Origin of the sequence: Chelativorans composti (genome assembly GCF_039541695.1) — a bacterium.
Lineage (GTDB): Bacteria > Pseudomonadota > Alphaproteobacteria > Rhizobiales > Rhizobiaceae > Chelativorans > Chelativorans composti.
Genome location: NZ_BAABGS010000074.1, coordinates 45420 through 67271, shown reverse-complemented (window position 1 = coordinate 67271; position 21852 = coordinate 45420). Strand labels below are relative to the sequence as shown.

Annotated in this window: 16 protein-coding genes and 1 riboswitch; of the genes, 6 read left to right on the top strand and 10 right to left on the bottom strand. The window is 64.1% G+C overall.

Going from position 1 to position 21852, the window contains the following annotated elements; all coding sequences use genetic code 11:
• The first annotated feature begins 143 nt into the window (after window positions 1–143).
• From ABD906_RS14590 to mgtE, 4 genes are all read left to right on the top strand, one after another.
• Entirely contained in the window at window positions 144–2597 is a 2454-nt protein-coding gene (locus ABD906_RS14590; RefSeq protein WP_345100268.1) for a penicillin-binding protein 1A, read from the top strand.
• A 220-nt stretch (window positions 2598–2817) separates the two neighbouring features.
• Window positions 2818–3946 (top strand): peptide chain release factor 2 gene (gene prfB, locus ABD906_RS14585; RefSeq protein ID WP_345100266.1). Its coding sequence is split into 2 segments (ribosomal slippage): window positions 2818–2877 and window positions 2879–3946, totalling 1128 coding nucleotides; the frame shifts between segments, so codons are not numbered across the junction.
• A 257-nt stretch (window positions 3947–4203) separates the two neighbouring features.
• The gene (glmS, locus tag ABD906_RS14580) at window positions 4204–6027 is read left to right on the top strand and encodes a glutamine--fructose-6-phosphate transaminase (isomerizing) (protein WP_345100264.1); all 1824 of its coding nucleotides are present in this window, start codon (window positions 4204–4206) and stop codon (window positions 6025–6027) included.
• Between the two features lie 504 nt (window positions 6028–6531).
• On the top strand, window positions 6532–7920 hold the full coding sequence (gene mgtE, locus ABD906_RS14575; RefSeq protein WP_345100489.1) for a magnesium transporter: 1389 nt from the start codon (window positions 6532–6534) through the stop codon (window positions 7918–7920).
• A 60-nt stretch (window positions 7921–7980) separates the two neighbouring features.
• Here mgtE and ABD906_RS14570 read toward each other — a convergent pair whose 3' ends face one another.
• The 4 genes from ABD906_RS14570 to gcvT all read right to left on the bottom strand — a co-directional run bounded on the left by ABD906_RS14570 (window position 7981) and on the right by gcvT (window position 13799).
• On the bottom strand, window positions 7981–9210 hold the full coding sequence (locus ABD906_RS14570) for an MFS transporter (RefSeq protein ID WP_345100262.1): 1230 nt from the start codon (window positions 9208–9210) through the stop codon (window positions 7981–7983).
• 244 nt (window positions 9211–9454) lie between these two features.
• On the bottom strand, window positions 9455–12253 hold the full coding sequence (gene gcvP / locus ABD906_RS14565; protein WP_345100260.1) for an aminomethyl-transferring glycine dehydrogenase: 2799 nt from the start codon (window positions 12251–12253) through the stop codon (window positions 9455–9457).
• Between the two features lie 70 nt (window positions 12254–12323).
• Window positions 12324–12689, bottom strand: a complete 366-nt coding sequence (gene gcvH, locus ABD906_RS14560) for a glycine cleavage system protein GcvH (protein WP_345100258.1) — start codon at window positions 12687–12689, stop codon at window positions 12324–12326.
• 6 nt (window positions 12690–12695) lie between these two features.
• A complete protein-coding gene (gcvT, locus tag ABD906_RS14555; RefSeq protein ID WP_345100256.1) occupies window positions 12696–13799 on the bottom strand; it encodes a glycine cleavage system aminomethyltransferase GcvT in 1104 nt (367 codons plus the stop codon).
• A 150-nt stretch (window positions 13800–13949) separates the two neighbouring features.
• Window positions 13950–14037: riboswitch (glycine riboswitch) on the bottom strand.
• A 267-nt stretch (window positions 14038–14304) separates the two neighbouring features.
• Here gcvT and ABD906_RS14550 point away from each other — a divergent pair.
• Window positions 14305–14784: a VOC family protein gene (locus tag ABD906_RS14550; protein ID WP_345100254.1), complete on the top strand. Its 480-nt coding sequence runs from the start codon at window positions 14305–14307 to the stop codon at window positions 14782–14784.
• Window positions 14785–15101: 317 nt separating this feature from the next.
• Here ABD906_RS14550 and ABD906_RS14545 read toward each other — a convergent pair whose 3' ends face one another.
• On the bottom strand, window positions 15102–16337 hold the full coding sequence (locus tag ABD906_RS14545; RefSeq protein WP_345100252.1) for an MFS transporter: 1236 nt from the start codon (window positions 16335–16337) through the stop codon (window positions 15102–15104).
• Window positions 16338–16824: 487 nt separating this feature from the next.
• Here ABD906_RS14545 and ABD906_RS14540 point away from each other — a divergent pair, with 487 nt between their 5' ends.
• Window positions 16825–17259: a BA14K family protein gene (locus ABD906_RS14540; protein WP_345100250.1), complete on the top strand. Its 435-nt coding sequence runs from the start codon at window positions 16825–16827 to the stop codon at window positions 17257–17259.
• 148 nt (window positions 17260–17407) lie between these two features.
• On the opposite strand, the gene ABD906_RS14535 is transcribed toward ABD906_RS14540, so the two are convergent.
• The 5 genes from ABD906_RS14535 to metG all read right to left on the bottom strand — a co-directional run bounded on the left by ABD906_RS14535 (window position 17408) and on the right by metG (window position 21832).
• Window positions 17408–17908, bottom strand: coding sequence for a TIGR00645 family protein (locus tag ABD906_RS14535; RefSeq protein WP_345100249.1), 501 nt, complete (start codon window positions 17906–17908; stop codon window positions 17408–17410).
• Between the two features lie 231 nt (window positions 17909–18139).
• Entirely contained in the window at window positions 18140–18610 is a 471-nt protein-coding gene (locus tag ABD906_RS14530) for a YbaK/EbsC family protein (RefSeq protein WP_345100247.1), read from the bottom strand.
• Between the two features lie 23 nt (window positions 18611–18633).
• Window positions 18634–19467, bottom strand: a complete 834-nt coding sequence (locus ABD906_RS14525; protein WP_345100245.1) for an MBL fold metallo-hydrolase — start codon at window positions 19465–19467, stop codon at window positions 18634–18636.
• Between the two features lie 2 nt (window positions 19468–19469).
• Window positions 19470–20267, bottom strand: coding sequence for a TatD family hydrolase (locus tag ABD906_RS14520; RefSeq protein WP_345100487.1), 798 nt, complete (start codon window positions 20265–20267; stop codon window positions 19470–19472).
• Entirely contained in the window at window positions 20267–21832 is a 1566-nt protein-coding gene (gene metG / locus ABD906_RS14515) for a methionine--tRNA ligase (protein ID WP_345100243.1), read from the bottom strand. The genes ABD906_RS14520 and metG overlap by 1 nt, the downstream gene beginning before the upstream one ends.
• Window positions 21833–21852 lie beyond the last annotated feature (20 nt).

The following is a 21852-nucleotide window of genomic DNA, read 5'->3' as shown; positions in this document are numbered from 1 at the left end:
TATGGGACTGGGCGAAATGGGGCAATGCGGAGCGGGGGTTTCGGTGGCCGGAACACCACCTGTTAGAGAAACGGTCTGCTTTCGAAGCAAACCATTGTTTCTGAAATATTCCGGGCCGGAGAAGCGGTAACGCTGGAGAGCGCATGATACGCATAATCGGATATTTTTTCAGTATGGGCATCGTGCTGGCGCTTCTGGCAGCGGCAGGTGTCGGCCTTTATGTCGGCCATATCGCGAAGGATCTGCCCGATTATGAGCGGCTCGCCCGTTACGAACCGCCGGTAACCACCAAGGTTCATGCCTCGGACGGCCAGCTGATGGCCGAATTCGCGCGCGAGCGCCGTCTGTATCTCCCCATCCAGGCCATTCCGGACCGCGTCAAGGCGGCCTTCCTGTCGGCCGAGGACAAGAACTTCTACAACCATCCCGGCATCGACGTCACCGGCCTCATCCGCGCCGTCATCACCAATGCGCAGAACCTCGGCAGCGGCCGCCGTCCGGTCGGCGCTTCGACCATCACGCAGCAGGTGGCGAAGAACTTCCTGCTCACCTCAGACCAGACCATAGAGCGCAAGCTCAAGGAGATGATCCTCTCGTTCCGCATCGAGCAGGCTTATTCCAAGGACCGGATCCTCGAGCTGTACCTGAACGAGATATTCCTCGGCATGGGCGCCTATGGCGTCGCTGGTGCCGCGCTCACCTATTTCAACAAGTCGGTGGACGAGCTGACCATCGCGGAAGCCGCCTATCTCGCCGCGCTGCCGAAGGGCCCGTCCAACTATCATCCTTTCCGCCACGAAGCCCGCGCCATCGAGCGCCGCAACTGGGTCATCGACCAGATGCGCCAGAACGGCTTCATCAGCGAGGAAGAGGCGGAGCAGGCGAAGGCCCAGCCGCTCGGCGTCAACCCGCGCGGCCGCGGACCCTATCTCTTCGCTGCCGACTACTTCACGGAGGAAGTCCGCCGAGAACTGATCGCGCGCTATGGCGAGGATGCGCTGTACGAGGGCGGCCTCTCGGTCCGCACCACGCTGAACCCGCAGTTGCAACTCTACGCGCGTTCCGCCCTCCAGAAGGGCCTCATCAAGTATGACACGCTGCGCGGGTTCCGCGGCCCGGTCGCCCGGATTGACATGACCCTCGGCGACTGGGGCGAGGAGCTGAACAAGATTTCGGAACTCAGCGACGTTCCCGAGTGGCGTCTGGCGGTGGTTCTGGAATCCGGCAAGAACGGCGTGACGATCGGTATACGCCCGCAGCGCGACATCGCCGGCCGGTTGCCGTCGGAGCGCGAAAAGGGCACCATTGCCCGCGCCGACATGGAGTGGGCGCTGCGCCACGTGGTCGACGGGAAGACCGTCAAGGCCAGCTCGCCGGCCGAAGTTCTGAAGCCGGGCGACGTCATCTATGTGGAGCGAAAGGCTGAGGGGGGCTCGGAGTGGCGCCTGCGCCAGATCCCGCAGATCGGCGGCGCAATGGTCGCCATGGACCCGCATACCGGCCGCGTGCTCGCGATGGTCGGCGGCTTCTCCTTCGCGCACTCGCAGTTCAACCGCGCCACCCAGGCGATGCGCCAGCCCGGGTCTTCCTTCAAGCCGATCGTCTACGCTGCGGCGCTCGACAATGGCTATACGCCGGCGTCCGTGGTCATGGACGGACCGCTGACCATCCAGATCGGCAATCAGGTCTGGGAGCCGAAGAACTACGGCGGCGGCTTCGGCGGCCCCTCCACGCTGCGCGAGGGTATCGAGCGGTCCCGCAACCTGATGACGGTGCGCCTTGCGCAGGACATGGGCATGGACACGGTGGCCGAGTATGCCGAACGCTTCGGCGTCTACGACCACATGCCGCGCCATCTCGCCATGTCGCTCGGCTCGGGCGAGACGACCGTGATGCGCATGGTCTCCGCCTACGCGGTCATGGCCAACGGAGGTCGCTACATCGAGCCGTCGCTCATCGACCGCATCCAGGACCGCTACGGCCGCACCGTCTACAAGCATGACAACCGCCAGTGCCTTGGTTGCAACGCCGAGACCTGGCAGGATCAGCAGGAACCGGAGCTGATAGACGAGCGCGATCAGGTTCTCGACCCGATGACCGCCTACCAGATCACCTCGATGATGGAAGGCGTGGTCAAGCGCGGCACGGCCTCGACCCTTGCCGACCTCGGCTACCCAATTGCCGGCAAGACCGGCACTACCAACGAGGAAAAGGACGCCTGGTTCATTGGCTACACGCCGAACCTTGTCGTCGGCGTCTTCCTGGGCTTCGACCAGCCCAAGCCGATGGGTAAGGGCGCGACCGGCAGCGGCCTCGCAGTGCCTGTCTTCCGCGACTTCATGGTCGAGGCCCTGAAGGGGGAAAAGCCGGTTGAGTTCCGCGTGCCGGAAGGCATGTCGCTGATCGCCATCGACCGCAAGACAGGCATGCAGGCCCGCGCGGGCCAGCCCGGCACGATCATCGAGGCCTTCAAGCCCGGCACCGGTCCTGCCGATACCTACTGGGTGATCGGCGATTACCAGGTCTCCGAGCGCGCCCGCGAGATCTCGCCCCAGGCGGGCGACGCCATCAGCCGCGGCGCGGGCGGCCTTTTCTGAACGCTCACACGCTTGCCTCCTGATCCGGCTCCACGGGGCCGGGCAGGGGGTTCCTGCGTGGGCAGCCACTGGACGTGTTCCGCGGAAAGCCCCGGCGGGATCGGCCCCAACCGTCCTTTACAGTCGTGACCCCGGTCCTTATGTTCCGCCACGACTCAAACCCACCCTGGTCTGTTCGACGCGCAACGCGGGAACTGAACTCCGGAGAGAAAAGAAGAATATGCGCACCGAAACGGCAAACCTTGTCAGCGAAATCAAGCAGGCCCTGGACCTGCTAAGGGGGTTTCTTTGACTGGGATGAAGCAGTAAAGCGGCTCCAGTATCTCAATTCGCGCGCCGAAAGCAGCGACCTGTGGAACGATCCCCAGGAAGCCCAGAAGCTCATGCGCGAGCGCCAGACGCTCGAGGATAACATCAATGCCATCAATGGCTTCGAACAGGAGCTTAATGACAATGTTGAGCTGATCGAGCTCGGCGAGATGGAAGGCGACGACGCCATCGTCCAGGAGGCCGAGCAGGCGATCCGCGACCTGCGCAGACAGATCGCTGACCGGCAGATCGAGACGCTGCTGTCCGGCGAGGCCGACGGCAACGATACCTATCTCGAAATCCACGCCGGCGCCGGCGGTACCGAAAGCCAGGACTGGGCGTCCATGCTGATGCGCATGTACATCCGCTGGGCCGAACGCCGCGGCATGAAGGTCGAGACGCTCGAACTGCACGAGGGCGAAGAAGCTGGTATCAAGTCGGCAACGCTGTTGATCAAAGGTCACGCCGCCTACGGCTGGCTCAAGACGGAGTCCGGCGTTCATCGCCTGGTGCGCATTTCGCCCTTTGACAGCAACGCGCGCCGGCATACCTCCTTCGCCAGTGTCTGGGTCTATCCGGTCATCGACGACAGTATCGAAATCAACATTCCCGAGTCGGATGTCCGCATCGACACCTACCGCTCGTCGGGCGCAGGCGGCCAGCACGTCAACACGACCGACTCGGCCGTCCGCATCACGCACATTCCGACGGGCATCGCGGTTTCCTGCCAACAGGAGCGCTCGCAACACAAGAACCGCGCCAAGGCCTGGGAGATGCTGCGCGCCCGGCTTTACGAACTCGAGCTCAAGAAGCGAGAGGAAGCGGCCAACGCGACCGAAGCCTCCAAGGGCGAGATCGGCTGGGGCCACCAGATCCGCTCCTACGTGCTGCAGCCGTACCAGCTGGTGAAGGACCTGCGCACGGGTGTGGAAAGCCCAAGCCCGCAAGATGTACTGGACGGCGACCTTGATGAGTTCATGAAGGCGGCGCTGTCACAGCGGGTCACGGGCAACGTGGCCGAGGTTGCGGATCTCGACTGATCCGCAACCATGCAAGCAGGGCGCGATACGGTATCTTTACGACCTTGCGGGAGAGTTCCGTCGGTGCGGTTTCAGGTTTGATGGAGACCGTGTATCCGACCGGGCGAAGCGGTTCCGGGACGTCGGGCACAGGGGTTCCGTTCCAGGCCGCGACAAACAGACAGTTCGAGCGGGTTTCCGTAAAAATCCGAACCGCTCTAGAATATGCTGGCGCGTCCTTGCCTGACGAGGGCAAGTCGAAGAAGGGATGAACAAGCATGTGCGGCATTGTGGGGATACTTGGTAGTGCGCCCGTGGCGCCCTTGATCGTTGATGCCCTGAAGCGGCTGGAATACCGCGGCTATGATTCCGCGGGGGTCGCGACCATCGAGAACGGCCATCTGGACCGCCGGCGCGCGGAAGGCAAGCTCAGGAACCTCGAGCAGTGCCTCCAGAACGCACCGCTGGCCGGCACGATCGGCATCGGCCACACCCGCTGGGCGACCCACGGCGTTCCCAACGAGACCAATGCCCATCCGCATTTTTCCGGCGACGTGGCCGTCGTTCATAATGGCATCATCGAGAACTTCGTCGAGCTGCGTGATGAGCTGGCTGCCGACGGCTACGAGTTCCAGACGCAGACCGATACGGAAGTCGTCGCCCATCTGGTCGCCCGGGAACTCAAGAAGGGCCAGCCGCCCGAACAGGCGGCCTTCGCCGCGCTCAAGCGCCTGAAGGGCGCCTTCGCACTGGCCATCATGTTCGGCCGCGACGACGACCTGATCATAGGCGCCCGCAATGGCCCGCCGCTCGCCGTGGGTTACGGCGAGGGGGAGATGTTCCTCGGCTCCGACGCGATTGCGCTCGCGCCGTTCACCGATGCGATCACCTATCTCGAGGATGGCGACTGGGTGGTGCTGCGCCGCTCCGGCGCTCACATCTACAACATGGAAGGCGAGCCGGTAGAGCGTCCGCGTCAGCAGTCCTCCGCCACGGCCTTCCTGGTCGACAAGGGTAATCACCGCCATTTCATGGAGAAGGAAATCCATGAGCAGCCGGAGGTGATCTCGCACACGCTCGCCAACTACCTCGATTTCGCCACGGGCGGCGTGAAGCTCTTCGAGACGCCGATCGATTTCGCGAAGATCGACCGGCTCTACATATCCGCCTGCGGCACCGCCTATCTGGCGGGTCTCATCGGCAAGTACTGGCTGGAACGCTACGCCCGCCTGCCGGTGGACATCGACATCGCCTCGGAGTTCCGCTACCGCGAGCTGCCGATCGTGCCGAACAGCGCGGCGCTCTTCGTCTCCCAGTCGGGCGAGACGGCGGACACCCTGGCGTCGCTTCGCTACTGCAAGAACGCAGGCATTCCCATCGCCGCCATCGTGAACGTGCGGGATTCCACGATTGCCCGCGAAAGCAACGGCATCTTCCCGACGCTTGCCGGCCCGGAGATCGGCGTGGCCTCCACCAAGGCGTTCACCTGCCAGCTGTCGATCTTCGCCTCGCTGGCCATCCGCGCCGGCCTGGACCGCGGAACGCTCACCCGGGAAGACGCGGCGGCGATGGTCCGTTCGCTCTCCGAGGTTCCGGGGCTCATCCGTGACGCGCTGAAGCTCGAGAGCCGGATCGAGGCGATTGCGCGCAAGCTGTCCGAGGTGCGCCACGTGCTTTACCTCGGCCGCGACACGAACTATCCGCTGGCGCTGGAAGGCGCGCTGAAGCTCAAGGAAATTTCCTACATCCATGCCGAGGGTTATGCCGCCGGCGAGCTGAAACACGGCCCGATCGCGCTCATCGACAAGCACATGCCGGTGATCGTGCTGGCGCCGTCCGACCGCATCTTCGAGAAGACCGTCTCCAACATGCAGGAAGTGGCTGCCCGCGGCGGCCGCATCATCCTGATCACCGACGAGGAGGGCGCAAGCCGCACCTCGCTTGACAACATCGAGACGATCATCATGCCGAAGGTGCCGGAATTTGTGGCTCCGATCGTCTATGCCCTGCCGATCCAGCTGCTGGCCTACCACACGGCCGTGGCAATGGGCACGGACGTGGACCAGCCGCGCAACCTCGCAAAATCGGTCACGGTGGAATAGGCGGCCTGGCGGAAGTCGGCCAGCCTTCCAACGGAAGCCGGGACGAACCGATTGCTCGCGCGGGGAGTGGCGGTCGCCTTTCCCTTCGATTCCGGGCCATGGGGAAGCCGAGCCACCGGAGCACGGTTATCTCCCAACGCGATTACAGTGTTGTTTTGGCAACGATTTTGTGAATCTTGCCGGAATGGTTTTACTTGCCCTTTGATCTTGGTCAGGCGACGCGGTAGAGCAGTTCAGGAAAAGTGGGAACCGGCTTTCCGTCCGGAACTGCTGCCAGACAGGTTCTGGAAGCGGTTCAGGGTTTCAGCAAGATCCGAACTGCGTGGCTACCGCCAGGTGTGATGCTCCCTTGCGGCCACGAAACGCACCGGCGGCGGGGAATTTCAATTGACGTGCGGAAACGGTTCCGCGGCCCGTGTCAGGTAGCCTCAACGGAATGCCTGCAGAGATCCATGTCCAGCGGGGAGAAGGCCATTGACTGAACCGCACGACCAGGCAACGGAAATGGTAGCGGCGGGACAGGTCTCCACCGGGATCTACAATGAGGAGGGGGCTGTCTCCTCCTCCTTCCTTGCGCATGTGGCGAACGCGATCGCCGCCGGGGACACCGAGACGCTTCTTCGCGATGTCGGTCACCTGCACCAGTCCGAAATCGGCGACCTTATCGAGGCCCTGGATCCCGAGCAGCGCCGCGAGCTGGTCAACCTCATGGGCGAGACCTTCGATTTCACGGCGCTGACCGAGGTCGACGACTCGATCCGCCGCGAAATCATCGAGGCGCTTCCCAACGCGCAGATCGCCAAGGCCCTCCAGCTACTCGACTCCGACGACGCGGTCTACATTCTCGAAGACCTGGCCCCCGAGGTCCAGGACGAGATCCTCGCCCTGCTGCCGTTCACCGAGCGCGTGCGGCTTCGCCGCTCGCTGAACTATCCGGAAGAGACGGCGGGCCGCCGCATGCAGACGGAGTTCGTGGCCGTTCCGCCGTTCTGGACGGTCGGCCAGACCATCGACTACATGCGGGAGTCCCGCGACCTGCCGGACAGCTTCTCGCAGATCTTCGTCGTCGATCCGACCTTCCGGCTGGTGGGCGCCGTCGATCTCGACCGCATCCTGCGCACCCAACGCGCGGTCAAGATCGAGGAGATCATGCGCGAGTCACCCCATGCCATCCCGGCCACCATGGACCAGGAAGAGGCCGCGCAGATCTTCGAGCAGTACGACCTGCTATCCGCAGCCGTGGTGGATGAAAACCACAGACTGGTCGGCGTGCTCACCATTGACGACGTGGTGGATGTCATCACCCAGGAGGCCGAGGAAGACCTCATGCGCCTTGGCGGCGTCGGCGACGAGGAGCTTTCGGACTCGGTGCTGGCGACGAGCCGTTCGCGCGTGCCCTGGTTGATGATCAACCTGGTCACGGCCTTTTTCGCTGCCTCCATCATCAGTCTCTTCGACGACACCATTCAGGCCGTCGTGGCGCTGGCGGTGCTTATGCCGATCGTTGCAGGCATGGGCGGCAACGCGGGATCCCAGACCATGACCGTGACCGTACGCGCGCTCGCGACGGGAAACCTTGGTTTGCACAACGCCGCCCGCGTCATCCGACGCGAGATTGGCGTCGGTCTCCTGAACGGCCTGATCTTCGCGACCCTGATCGGCACCGTGGCGGGCCTGTGGTTCGACAGCGTGACCATCGGCGGAATCATTGCGAGCGCAATGGTCGTCAACATGTTCACAGCCGCACTCGCCGGGATCCTGATCCCGATGCTGCTCGACCGTCTCGGCATCGACCCGGCCGTGGCCTCCGCCGTTTTCCTGACGACCATCACGGATGTGGTCGGCTTCTTCGCCTTCCTGGGTCTCGCAACCTGGTGGTACGGACTTCTCTGAGACGATTGCCAGGCGTACCCGTAACGGTTTCCGGAGCTGCGCGCGGAACGGTCACCCCTCCTACTGCGCGGCCACCACGCGCGGGCTCCGGACATTGCCGGACAGGATCAGCAGCATCAAGGCAATGTTCAGGATGTTCCAGGCGATTCCGTTGAGGAAGGCGGCGGTGTAGGAACCGGTGACGTCATAGATCCAGCCGGACATCCAGCCGCCCAACGCCATGCCGACCACGGTCGCGAGGATCACCAGGCCGACGCGCTGTCCTGCCTCACGAGCGGGCAGGTATTCGCGGATGATCAGCGCGTAGGTGGACACGATGCCGCCCTGTGACAGGCCAAAGATCAGCGAGACGATATAGAGCGACGTCAGGCCGTCGAAGGGCAGGTAGAGAATCAGCGCAGCGCATTGCAGCGTGGAACTCACCAGCAATGTCCGCACACCGCCGATCCGGTCGGACAGGAGGCCAAAGGCGAGGCGGCTGAAGATGCCGCCGAACAGCATCAGTGACAGCATTTCAGCGCCGCGCGCGACACCGAAGCCAAGATCGACGCAATAGGCGACGATGTGCACCTGCGGCATCGCCATCGCCACGCAACAGGCGATGCCCGCCAGGGCGAGGATGAGCTGAAGCGTCCGCGGCGCGAAGCGGGTGGCGAGCCTGGGCTGGTTGACCTCCGCCGTATGCGCGAGCGGGGGCCTGGCCCTCAGCAGCAGCGCGAGCGGGATCATCAGGCACATGCAGACGATGCCGATGGTAAAGAACGCCGTCCGCCATCCGGAGGCCGACATGATCGTCTCGATGATCGTGGGCCAGACCGCACCGGCGATGTAGTTGCCGGTGGCGGCCGTGGCCATGGCGATGCCGCGCCGGCGCACGAACCAGTGCGATATGTCCGCGATGATGGGACCGAAGCCCGATGCCGCGCCGAGTCCCACCGCCACCTGCAGAAGCGCAAAGGTGGTGTAGGACATGGCGTAGGACGACAGGAGGTAGCCACCTCCGAGCAGAAGGCTGCCCATGAGCAACGGAACCGTGGTGCCGAAGCGGTCGACGTAGCGGCCGATGAAGGCGTTGCCCAGCCCGAACCCCACCATGGTCGTGCCGAAGGCGAGCGACACATCGGCCCGCTGGACTCCGAAATCCGCCTGCACCGCCGGCAGCACGACGACCATGGACCACATGCCGACACCGCAGACAGTGCCGAAAATCAGGCAGATGCCGAGACGTATCCAGGCGTGAATGTCATCCGGCCGACGCTGTTCGGCCAGTTCGTGGCTCTTCTGCAGCATGGTTCCTCCCTTGGCCTATGGATAGCCCCGGGCGGAGAGAAAAGCCAGTCGGGCGATCCGGGGGGGCGGGGGAGGTTCCTAGTCGCCTGTTTGGGCGAGCAAACCGGAATCAGCATTGACGGCGCTGCAGGCGTCGTTTCCGTAACGGCGTGGTTCCGACATGTGTACCTGCGGACAATCTCCGCATCGAAAACGGCGGGCACCGGGCCCGCCATCTTCATGTCCGCTCAGCCGGATTACCAGGTCAGCTTGCGTAAGCCTCCACCGGCGAGCAGGCGCAGACGAGGTTGCGGTCGCCTGCCACGTTGTCCACGCGGGAGACGGGGGGCCAGTACTTGCTGGCCCAGTCCATGCTGCCGGAGGGGAAGGCCGCCTCGGCACGGCTATAAGGATGGGTCCACTCGCCGGCTAGCAGCTCCGCCGCCGTGTGCGGGGCGTTGACGAGCGGGTTGTCATCCTTCGGCCATTGGCCGTCGGCGACGCGCTTGGCCTCTTCGGCGATGGCGATCATGGCCTCGCAGAAGCGGTCGAGTTCTTCCTTCGGCTCGGACTCGGTGGGCTCGACCATCAGCGTGCCCGCCACCGGCCAGGACATGGTCGGCGCGTGGAAGCCGAAGTCGACGAGGCGCTTGGCGACGTCCTCGACGGTGATGCCGGCCGTCTCCTTGAGCACGCGCGTGTCGAGGATGCACTCGTGCGCCACGCGGCCGTTGCGGCCCTGATAGAGCACAGGATAGTGGTCCTTGAGCCGCTCGGCGATGTAGTTGGCGTTGAGGATCGCATGCTCCGTCGCCGCCTTCAAGCCCTTGCCGCCCATCATGCGGATGTACATCCAGGTGATCGGCAGGATCGAGGCGCTGCCGAACGGCGCGGAGGCGACCGCCTTGCCGCTGCCCAGCGACACGTGACCTGGCAGGAAGGGCTTAAGGTGCGACTTCACGCCGATCGGGCCGACGCCGGGACCGCCACCGCCATGCGGGATGCAGAAGGTCTTGTGCAGGTTCATGTGGCAGACGTCGGCGCCGATGTCGCCGGGTCGGGCAAGGCCCACCAGCGCATTGAGGTTGGCGCCGTCGAAGTAGATCTGGCCGCCGTGCTCGTGCACCAGCGAGCAGATGTCCTTCAGACCTTCCTCGAACACGCCATGCGTCGACGGATAGGTGATCATCAGGGCTGCCAGGTTGGCGCTGTACTGCTCCACCTTGGCCTTGAGATCATTCTGGTCGATGTCGCCGTGGTCCGTGCAGCGGACGACCACCACCTTCATGCCTGCCATGGCCGCCGAGGCGGGATTGGTACCGTGGGCTGAGGAGGGGATCAGGCAGATGTCGCGGTGCGTCTCGCCCCGCGACTGGTGGTAGCCGCGGATGGCGAGCAGGCCCGCATACTCGCCCTGGCTGCCAGCGTTCGGCTGCAGCGACACGGCATCGAAGCCAGTGATCGTGGCAAGCCAGGACTCCAGGTCGCTCGTAAGCTTCCGGTAGCCTTCCGTGTGCTCGGCAGGCGCGAAGGGATGCAGGTTGGCGACCTTCGGCCAGCTCACGGGCAGCATCTCGGCCGCGGCGTTCAACTTCATTGTGCAGGAGCCGAGCGGGATCATGGCGCGATCGAGCGCGAGATCCTTGTCGGCGAGGCTGCGCAGGAAGCGCATCATCTGCGTTTCCGAGCGGTTGGCGTGGAACACCGGCTGGGTGAGGAAGCCCTTGCCGCGCGGCGTGAACTTCACGTCCACCTGATCCGGTACGGAAACGCCAAGCAGCTCCGCAACCACCTTGAGGTCTTCCTCGGTCGTGGTCTCATCAAAACTGATGCCGACGGTGTGATCGTCCACCTTGCGAAGCAGGTAGCCGCGCTCTTTCGCATTTTCTATCAACGCGTTGGCGTCAGATTTTAGCGTAATGGTTACGGTGTCGAAGATGGCGTCGCCGGCAACTTCGAGGCCGGCGACCTTCACGGCGGCAAGCAGACGCTGCGCCAGCCGGTGGACCCGCTCGGCAATGGCCGTGAGGCCCTCGGGACCGTGCCAGATGGCATAGGCAGCGGCCATATTGGCGAGCAGGGCCTGCGCGGTGCAGATGTTGGAGGTCGCCTTGTCGCGGCGGATGTGCTGCTCGCGGGTTTGAAGCGCAAGACGATAGGCCGGGCGGCCGTGGGCGTCGACCGACTGACCGACGATGCGGCCCGGCATGATGCGCGTCAGACGGTCGGAGACGGCGCAGTAGGCGGCGTGCGGGCCGCCGAAGCCCATCGGCACGCCGTAGCGCTGCATGGAGCCAACAGCCACTTCCGCACCAAGCTCGGCCGGAGACTTCGACAGGAGCAGGGCGAGGGGATCGGCGACGAAGATGACGATCGCGTCGATCGCCTTGGCCGCCGCAATGATCTCGCCGTAGTCACGGAACACGCCATAGGTGTCCGGCCACGAAATCACGACAGCGAAGGTGTCATCGTCGACCGCGCCGGTGTCGACCTCGATGCCGAGAGGATCGGCGCGGGTCTCGATCACGTCGCGCGTCTGCGGATGCAGCTCGCCGGCGATGACAACGCGGTTGCGCTTGGAACGGTGATGGCGCCAGGCGATGCCAACGGCCTCGGCCGCGGCGGTGCCTTCGTCGAGCAGGGAGGCGGAGGCGACCGGCAGGCCGGTAAGTTCCGTCACCAGCGTCTGGAAATGGAACAGCATTTCCAGACGGCCCTGGCTGATCTCCGACTGGTAGGGCGTGTAGGCTGTGTACCAGGCCGGGTTCTCGAACATGTTGCGCTGGATGACCGCCGGGACGTGGGTGCCGTAGTAGCCCTGTCCGATCAGGCTCTTCATCACCACATTGCGGTTCATCTGCGCGGAGAGCTCCGCAAGGGCTTCCGCCTCGCTCACCGGCGCCGGAAGATCGAGCTCGGCTTCAAAACGGATGGATTTCGGTACGGCCTGCGCGATCAGCGTTTCCATCGAGGGGACGCCGAGCGCGGCAAGCATGGCCTTCACGTCCGCATCTCGGGGACCGATATGACGGGCGAGGAAGGATGGTTTGGTGCCGTTGGTCATGTCTGCTTCTCGTGAAAGAGGGGAAAACCGGCCCGGGCAAGGGGAAGGGGAGTCCGCGCCGGCCGAAACCTCAGAGCGTTGCCTTGTAGGCGTCTTCGTCCATCAGCTCGTCGAGCTGGGCTGGATTGCTGAGCTTCATCTTGAACAGCCAGCCGTCACCCATGGGGGCGGAGTTGACCAGCGCCGGATCGCTCGAGAGCGCGGTATTCACCTCGGTGATCTCGCCGTCCACCGGCGAATAGACGTCGGAAGCGGCCTTCACCGACTCCACGACGACAACCGCATCGCCCTTCGTGACCTGGCGGCCAGTCTCCGGGAGCTCCACGAAGACGAGATCGCCGAGCTGCTCCTGGGCGTAATCCGTAATGCCGACGACGGCGACGTCTCCCTCGAGACGGATCCACTCATGGTCAGAGGTGAAGTAGGTCTTGCTCATGCTGCCTTATCCTTTGCGGTAGCGGTGTGGCGTGAAGGGAAGGGGGGCAACCTGCAATTCGAGGCGGTTGCCGCGCACTTCCGTGAAAAGGGTGGTGCCGGGCTCGGCAAGTTCCTTCGCGACATAGCCCATCGCGACCGGGTGGCCGACGGAGGGGCCGAAGCCGCCCGAGGTGACACGGCCGACCGTGTTGCCGACGGCGTCGAGGATCGGAGCGCCGGCGCGCACCGGCTGGCGGCCGACCGGCTTCAGGCCGACGCGCTTCTCCTTGGCTCCTGCCGCGATGATGGCGCGGAGCGCATCGGCGCCGATGAAGTTGCCCGACTCGCGAACCGGCTTCGGAATGGCCCAGAGAATGCCGGCCATCACCGGATCGGTGGTCTCGTCAATGTCCTGGCCGTGCAGGCAGAGGCCGGCTTCGAGCCTGAGGCTGTCGCGCGCGGCCAGGCCAATCCACATGGCCCGCTCGTCGGCGAGGATCTTCGCGACGAAGGCTTCCGCCTCCTCAATCGGCATCGCCACCTCGAAGCCGTCCTCGCCGGTATAGCCCGAGCGCGAGGCGAACCAGCCGGGTCTGGGTTCGGTGGCGGTCATGAAGGTGAGGGTGGAAAGATCGAGCCCTGCGTTCGTCAGCACCGACTCGGCGTCCGGCCCCTGGAGCGCAATCAGCACGCGGGGCAGGGCTTCAATCGTGACGTCGAAATTGCCCGCGTTGGTGCGGAAATGCGCCTCATCCTTCGCGGCATTGCCGGCGTTGGCGACCACCATGAAGCGCGTGGGCGAAAGCTGGGTGATGATGAGGTCGTCGATAATGCCCGCCTTGTCGTTCAGCAGCATGGTGTACTTGCACTTGCCGATGCCGATGGCGGACGCATCGAGCGGGCAGACGAAGGAAAGGAACGTGGCAGCCCCGGCTCCCTCAACCAGAAACAGCTGCATGTGGGAAATGTCGAACAGTCCCGCCTTCTCGCGCGTGTGAAGATGCTCCTTCATCACGCCAGCAGGGTAGGTGATGGGCATGTTCCAGCCGGCGAAACCGCCGAACTTCGCTCCAGCCGCGATGTGAAGAGCTTCGAGTGGCAGGTGCCGACCAGTGTCAACGTTGCTCATTTAGCCTCCAGAGTCACACTCATGGCGTCGAATGACGACATGTCGAGTGCCCCTCTGTCGGAAGCCTGAGAGACTCGCATCGAAGCGAAACGCGTCCGATGCTTACACCTTCGGCGCGGAGACCCGTGTCTCCGACTTTCCAGAGTGTCTAACCTGCCTACGGTTCCTTTGCCTGAGAGATTTCCGGGCGCTTCCCCTTCGGCGGCAGCTCAAGGCTGCTCTCTCCCGCAGACAGGCGGGCCTGATCGGCCCACGACGCGCGTAACTTAGCCAAGTTGGATGGAAATGTCACCATATGGCGGGCACTTGGAACGGTAACTTCGCACAACAAACGTATCCGCTTTATTGTCGACGGGCTTCCGCAGGCGGTGTTCGCGCAGGTTTTCCGCCTCATGATCGCTCCATTTCGGCGTTAACCATAACGGGTGAGGGCGGTGAGGGCACGTTGCACATCTGTCCGGCGAAAGCGGAAGCAGAGTGCCGGACAGCGAACGGAGAAACGCCCATGACGCTCGCAAAGACCACCGTGTGCCTCTGGTACGACAAGGACGCAGAGGAAGCGGCCAACTTTTATGCGGAAGTCTTTCCGGACGGCCGTATGGTCCGGACGTATCGCGCGCCGGGAGATTATCCATCCGGCCAGCAGGGCGACGTGATCATGGTCGAATTCGTGGTCGCCGGCATTCCGTGCATCGGGCTCAATGGCGGCCCAACGGTCCAGCACAACGAGGCGTTTTCGTTTCAGATCTACACCGAGGATCAGGAGGAAACGGACCGCTACTGGAATGCGCTCGTCGCCAACGGCGGCGAAGAACGGGAGTGCGGCTGGTGCCGGGACCGCTGGGGCATCTCGTGGCAGATCATTCCGCGCACGCTGATGGAAGCCATGGCCGCTGGCGGCGGCGAAGCGCAGCGCGCGTTTCAGGCCATGATGCAAATGCGCAAGATCGACGTCGCCGCTATCGACGCAGCACGACGCGGCTGAGCAGGAAGGCTCCGTGCGCTGGAAACAAGGACATCTTTCAGGCTACCGAAGAAACCTTTCAGGCTACCGAAGAACCACGACCTTCGCTCCGGAAGATCCAGCAGGGAAGCCATGTAGCCGTACGCGAAGACAGCGAGAAATCCATCATTCCAAAAATCGCATAATATAGATTATGGAACTGTTGTGTGGATGCAGGTGCGGGCAAATGCGGTTCCGTCCGTCTTAATCCGCTTCAAGAACCTGGTTTGCCGGCCCAAACATGCACGGGAAGCGCGCCGTTTGCCGGATGCGACGAAAGGCAAAACGACGCCGGAGTTTCATTTGACCTCAGCCTTGTAAGCGGCGAACCAGAAGCCCGCGCACAGAATGAGCGACGCTGCGAGGATCGCCGCCAGCACAGCACCGTATCCGCCGCTGGCCTGCCAGATAAGCGCCGCGATCAAAGGCGCCGCGGCCTGCATGATGTTCATCGGCGCCACGAGCGAGCCGTTCACAGAACCGTAGGCTTGCCGCGTGACCATCTCCGGCACGGAAAGCCCCCGGACGATCGTCGCGATCCCGTTGGCTGCGCCGTAGACAGCCGCGATCCCGGCAAGAGCGATCACTTGCGGCGGCGCATAGGCAAATCCGATGACCGTCAGCGGAAAAATTGCCATGATGACCGATCCGACACGGCGCACGGGCGCTCGCGACGCGATGGTGCTGACGATCACCCGGCCGGCAACCTGAGCCGGACCGATGACCGCCAGGACCGTAACCACGCCCGAGGCATCCAGACCGCGCTCGAGCAGCAGCGGATAGAAATGGTAGGTCAGTGACGAGAATGCCGCCGCATAGGAAATCCAGGCGATCATCAGACCCCAGTACGCGGGCTTCTTCATCGCCGAGGCGACGGCCGCGCGCCCCGTGACAGGACCGGCGGGATCGGTGCTAAGAATGCGGGCTGCAATATCCCGGCCCGGGTCGATGGCGAAGAAATAGAGACCGCCGCAGATGAAGATGTTCACGGCCGCCATCCAGAGCAGCGCGCCGCGCCAGCCATGGGCGTCGATGAGCAGCTGGATCACCGGAATGAACACGGTGCTCGCGAAGCCACCCCAGAGCGTGAGGACAGTGATGCCCCTGCGGGCCTCCAGCGGCCCGACCCGACGCGCGATGACGGCGAACGCCGGCTCGTAGAGTGTGGCGGCCTGCATACAGCCCAGAAGCGTGAGAACCGCGTAGAACGCGGCAATGTCCGTCACCTGCGACCAGGCGGCCAGCAGAAGCCCTGCCGTGACAGACGCGCTGGTCATCAGCGCGCGTCCGTGGCCCCTGTCGATCGCCGCTCCCACGGGATAGGCCGCGACGCCCGCCAACAGCATGCCGCAGGTGGCGGCGCCGTAGAGCTCCGTCTTCGTCCAGCCGAGATCGGCCCGCATCGCCTCGGCGATAACCGGAAAGCCGTAAAAGAGCGTACCCCACGAGCAGATCTGCGCCGCGCCGAGCGCGCTGATGAACCGGTGCAGGTTCCCCGCACCCGAAGCCGTTGTCGTATCGCGTTCCGGCAGCATGGGTCCTCCCTCACCGAAGCCGGCGCTGCGGCCGGGGGAGCGCCTCTGCCTTCCGGTCGGTGGCCACGAGCGGTCGCCTGCCGCGGGCCGCCAGCGCGGACGCGTGGGAAATCGTCATGCAATCTGCTCCCTGGTTCGGGCTGGGAGCCCCCTGCCCTTGTCCCTGTCCCGGCGGACCCGGCCCTCCCGCCTGGCCTGACGGCGATTCACCATGGAATTTGATCCGGTTTGTCCCGGGGCCTGCAAGTCAAATCGCTTCGGGGCATTGGCTTTCCGCTTCGGCTATGGGTTGAAATGTCCGCGGTGGAACACGCAACAGCGCACGCGACCGGCCGGGCGGAACTCTGAATCGCCCGCGATGACGGACGCCGGTGACGCGCACACCGATCCCAATCGCAGCGGCCAAGCAAAGTAGCTGGCTAACGGCATTCATTGCGCGTTCATCGGCTTTCCGATAAGCTAACAACTATCAACATGGGGAACCGTCATGAAGAAGGCCCTTTCATCCTTCCTGGTCGCCACGATGCTGGTTGCAGCAGCATCGCCGGCTCTGGCGCAGAGCAAGCACCATCGTCCGCCATTTCCGCCCGGGCCGCCTCCGGCGCACCATCCGCGGCCTCCCTATCCGCCCCCGCCGCCACGTCCGCCGCATCCCCCGCGGCCACCGCATCATCACAAGCACGACGCCGGCCGGGATCTGGCGATCGGAGTGCTGGGCGCAATTGCCGGTGCCGCCATTGCGGGCGCGGTGAACTCCAGCAACAATCCGCCTCCGCCGCCGCCGGGCCAGTATGCGCGCCCGGGCGAGCCGTGGTCTCCCGAGTGGTACCGTTACTGCTCGCAGAAGTACCGGTCGTTCGATCCGCAGACGGGCACGTACGTCACCTATGGCGGAGAGCGCCGCTTCTGCGTGATGCGATAGGCGGGAAGATACCGTCGATTGAGGGGCCGGCCTGTCCGGCCCTTTTCGTTTGCCTGGGTGAGGCTTGCACAGATCCGCCCCTGCCCCAACAAGAAAGCCGTCGGAGCGCTTCCGGCGGCCGTGGCATGGCCTCGATGGCGTTTTCCCGTCAGTGGTGCGTCTTCATGATCTTTTCGAGGAAGCCGAGCAGCAGCGCCGAGACCACGAAGGTCAGGTGCATGAGCGTGACCCACATGAGATGCGTGGAGTCGTATTTCTCGGCATCGAGGAAGATCTGCAGCAGGTGGATCGAGGAGATGGCGACGATGGACGAGGCGACCTTGATCTTGAGGCTGCCGGTATCGAGCTTGCCGAGCCAGGAAATCTCCTCGTTCTCGGCGTCCTCGAAGCGGCCGACGAAGTTCTCGTAGCCGGAAATCATGACCATCACGATCAGGCCGCCGACCAGGGTGGCATCGATCAGACCCAACATCGCGAGAATCATGCTTTCCTCGTTGTACTCGAAAAAGTGGGCGGCCACCTTGCCGAGCTTGAAGAGGAAGGAAACGGCGTAGACGCCCAGCGCGACCGCCAGGCCGATGTAGAACACCACCAGGATCCAGCGCGCGGACAGGATGGTCCGTTCGATCAGCAGTTCCAGAGCTTTCATTGTTGTCCGTGTGCGTGAGGCTTGCGAAAGACCGGCAAAATTTACATGAGTCTCGATCCGGACACAGCGGCGTCTTCGAGCGCGGAACGATTGGTCGCGGGTAAGCTGCCGCGACCTGCAGGTGTCAGCGGCCAGGGCAATTCAGATCTTGAGGAAAACCCTGACCGCTCTCAGCCATGTATTTCTCGGAAGTTCCAGACGGAGACCGGTCCCCACCTTTCCGCGACCGCGCTAGGACGCGATTTCCGCGACAGCGGCGCCGGCGGCCTTGATGAGCGCGTTAGGCTCGGCCTGGAACACGGCGTCGTGCGCGCCGGCGGCGGCCCAGACGAACTCGTACTCGGTCAGGCCCTTGTCCGCATAGCGGCGGACGGTCTCCGGATGGCCGAGCGGCGACACGCCGCCGATGGCAAAGCCCGTCTCCTCACGGATGCGGCGCGGATCGGCACGCGAAAGCGGCTCTCCCACCAGGGTCTGCGCCTTGTGCAGGTCGAGCATCTTCGAGCCGCGCACCATGAACAGATAGAGCCTGCCCGACTGTTCCCCCGCGAAAACCAGCGACTTCACGATCTGATCCACCGCGCAGCCGCACTGCTGGGCGGCTTCCTCCGCGGTCCGGGTGGACTCGCCCATGCGCTTCACCTCGATGGGCAGTCCGGCGGCGTTGGCCGCGGCAATGACACGATTGATGCTCTTCGACACGGGTTCCCCTCCCTGTTGTTCAATCAATTGGATGGAATGCAATCAGATGGAATGGTGGTTTCGATCACCAGGCCGTCGTAGGCCGGTTCGACATGATCCGGCGTCGCATCCTGCACGGCCCGGTAGTCCAGCGGCACGTGCATGTGGGTAAGCACGGCCCGTTCAGGCTTCAGCCGCTCGATCCACTCGAGCGCTTCCTTCAGCGACAGATGGTTCGGGTGCGGTGCGTATTGGAGCGCGCCGATCACCAGCAGTTCAAGACCTTGCAGATGCGGCAGGGACTGCGGGTAGAAATCGTTGATGTCCGAGCAGTAGGCGAACGGCCCGATGCGGAAGCCCAGGCAATGGATGAGCCCGTGCTGATGCGGCAGGGGCAGGAAGGTGAGCGGCCCCCCGTCCCCGTCGATCGTGAACGGCACGTAGTGCTCGATCCGGTGCCCGGTGAGGATCGGTGGATAGTCGCTGCCTGGCGGTGTCTCGAAGCAATAGCCGAAGCCCTCGATAAGACGCGCCATGGTCGCGTCGTCCGCATAGACATCCATGCGCTTGCGCTGCACCTGAACGTAGCCGCGCAGGTCGTCGATGCCGTGGATGTGGTCGGCGTGCGGATGGGTATAGACTGCGGCATCCAGCCGCTTCACGCCGGCGCGGATCATCTGTTCGCGGAAATCGGGGCCGGTGTCGATGACGACGGTGGTCTTTGCCCCATCCGGCCGGATGCGCTCGACGAGTGCGGAGGCGCGAAGGCGCCGGTTGCGCGGATTGGACGGATCGCAGGCGCCCCATTCGCCCGTGATGCGCGGCACGCCCGGCGACGAGCCGCACCCGAGGATGGTGAGCCGCAGTCGGTCGGACATGCTCAGATTTCCCTCGCGAGCTCCCTTGGAACCTTGGTGAACAGGCGGAAGAAGTTCTCTGTCGTGATCCGCGCGATCTCTTCCGCCGTCACACCGATGGTATCGGCCAGCACGGCCGCCGTCTTCGCCACGAAGGCGGGTTCATTGCGCTTGCCGCGGAAGGGAACCGGCGCAAGGTAGGGCGCATCCGTCTCGACCAGAAGGCGATCCGTGGGCACGGTTTTCGCTATATCCCTGATCTCCTGCGAGTTCTTGAAGGTGAGGATACCGGAGAAGGACACATAGCCGCCAAGCTCGACGCCCCTGCGGGCAAGCTCTGGCCCGGAGGAGAAGCAGTGCAGGATGAAGGGGAAGGCCCCCTTCCCCGTTTCCTCATCGAGGATACGGATCACGTCCTCGTCCGCCTGGCGGGCGTGGATGACGAGCGGCAGCCGGGTTTCCCGCGCTGCCTCGATGTGGGCGCGAAAGCCCTGGGCCTGCAGGTCGCGCGGAGCCTTGTCGTAAAAGTAGTCGAGACCCGCCTCGCCGATGCCGACCACCTTCGGATGGCTAGTGGCGATTTTCACCAGCTCGCTCGCCGGAATGCCGGCCTCCTCCTCCGCGTTATGCGGATGGGTGCCGATCGTGCAGAAGACGTTTTCGTAAGCCTCGGCGATCGCGCGGATGCGGTCGAACTGGCGCACGCGGGTCGAGATCGTGACCATCAGCCCGACGCCAGCCTCACGGGCGCGACCGATCACCGCGTCACGCTCCGCCTCGAAGTCCGGAAAGTCCAGATGGCAGTGGCTGTCGACCAGCATCATCCCTCAACCCCCGCCGCCGTGTTCTCGACCTCCACATAGCGCGGGAAGATCGGTTGCGGGCTGGGAAGCGCGGTGCCGGGCACCAGCATGCGGTCGGTCGCGATTTCGGCGAAGCTGCGCTTGTCGGCGGGCACGGCGAGGATGTCGAGCAGCCTGGCCGCCGCGTTCGGGATGAAAGGCTGGCACAGAATGCCGACGCGGCGCAGCACTTCAGCCGTGGTGAAGAGAACCGTGCCCATGCGGGCGGGATCGGTCTTGCGCAGGGCCCAGGGCTCCTGCGCGGCGAAATAGCGGTTGGCCTCAGACACCACATCGAAAACGGCGTTGAGGGCGACGTTGATCGCCTGGCGGTCCATCGCCTCGCGGGCGGTGGCGAGCGCGGCTTCGGCCTGGTCGAGGATCGCCCTGTCGGCGTCGGAGAAGGCACCGTATTCGGGCACCTTGCCCTCGCAGTTCTTTGCGATCATCGACAGCGAACGCTGCGCAAGGTTGCCAAGGTCGTTGGCAAGGTCGGCGTTGATGCGGTTGACGATCGCCTCATGGCTGTAGCTGCCGTCCTGGCCGAACGGTACCTCGCGCAGGAAGAAATAGCGCACCTGATCAAGGCCATAATGCTCGACGAGCTTGAACGGATCGACCACGTTGCCGACGGACTTCGACATCTTCTCGCCGCGGTTGAACAGGAAGCCGTGCGCGTAGACGCGCTTCGGCAGTCCGATGCCCGCCGACATCAGGAAGGCCGGCCAGTAGACGGCGTGGAAGCGGACAATGTCCTTGCCGATGATGTGGACGTCAGCCGGCCAGAAGCGCCAGCGTTCAGCGTTCTCGTCGGGGAAACCGGCGGCGGTGATGTAGTTGGTGAGCGCGTCGACCCACACGTACATGACGTGCTTCTCGTCGCCCGGTACCGGCACGCCCCAATTGAAGGTGGTTCGCGAGATCGACAGGTCCTTGAGGCCGGACTTGACGAAGCTGATCACTTCGTTGCGGCGCTCGGCCGGGCCGATGAAGTCCGGGTTTTTCTCGTAATACTCGAGCAGCTTGTCCTGGTACTTGGAGAGGCGGAAGAAATAGCTTTCCTCCTCGTTCCACTCGACGGGAGAGCCGAGCGGCTCGCGGCGGATGCCGTCCTCGCCCACGGTCGTCTCGCTCTCGTCGAAATAGGCCTCCTGGCGCACCGAGTACCAGCCACTGTAGCGCGAGAGGTAGATGTCGCCGTTGGCGGCCATGCGGCGCCAGATCTCCTGGCAGGCCTTGTAGTGCCGCTCTTCGGTCGTGCGGATGAAGTCGTCGTTGGAGCCGCCAAGCATGGCGATCATCTCGCGGAACACGGCGCTGTTGCGGTCGGCCAGCTCCTTCGGCGTGATCCCTTCCTTGTCCGCCGTCTGCTGCATCTTCAGGCCATGCTCGTCCGTGCCCGACAGGAAGAAGACTTCCTTGCCGTTCAGGCGCTGAAAGCGGGCGAGCGTGTCGCTGGCGATGACCGTGTAAGCGTGGCCGATGTGCGGCTTGCCGTTGGGGTAGAAGATGGGCGTGGTCAGATAGAAGGTATCGCGTGCCATAGATTACGTCCAATACTGCT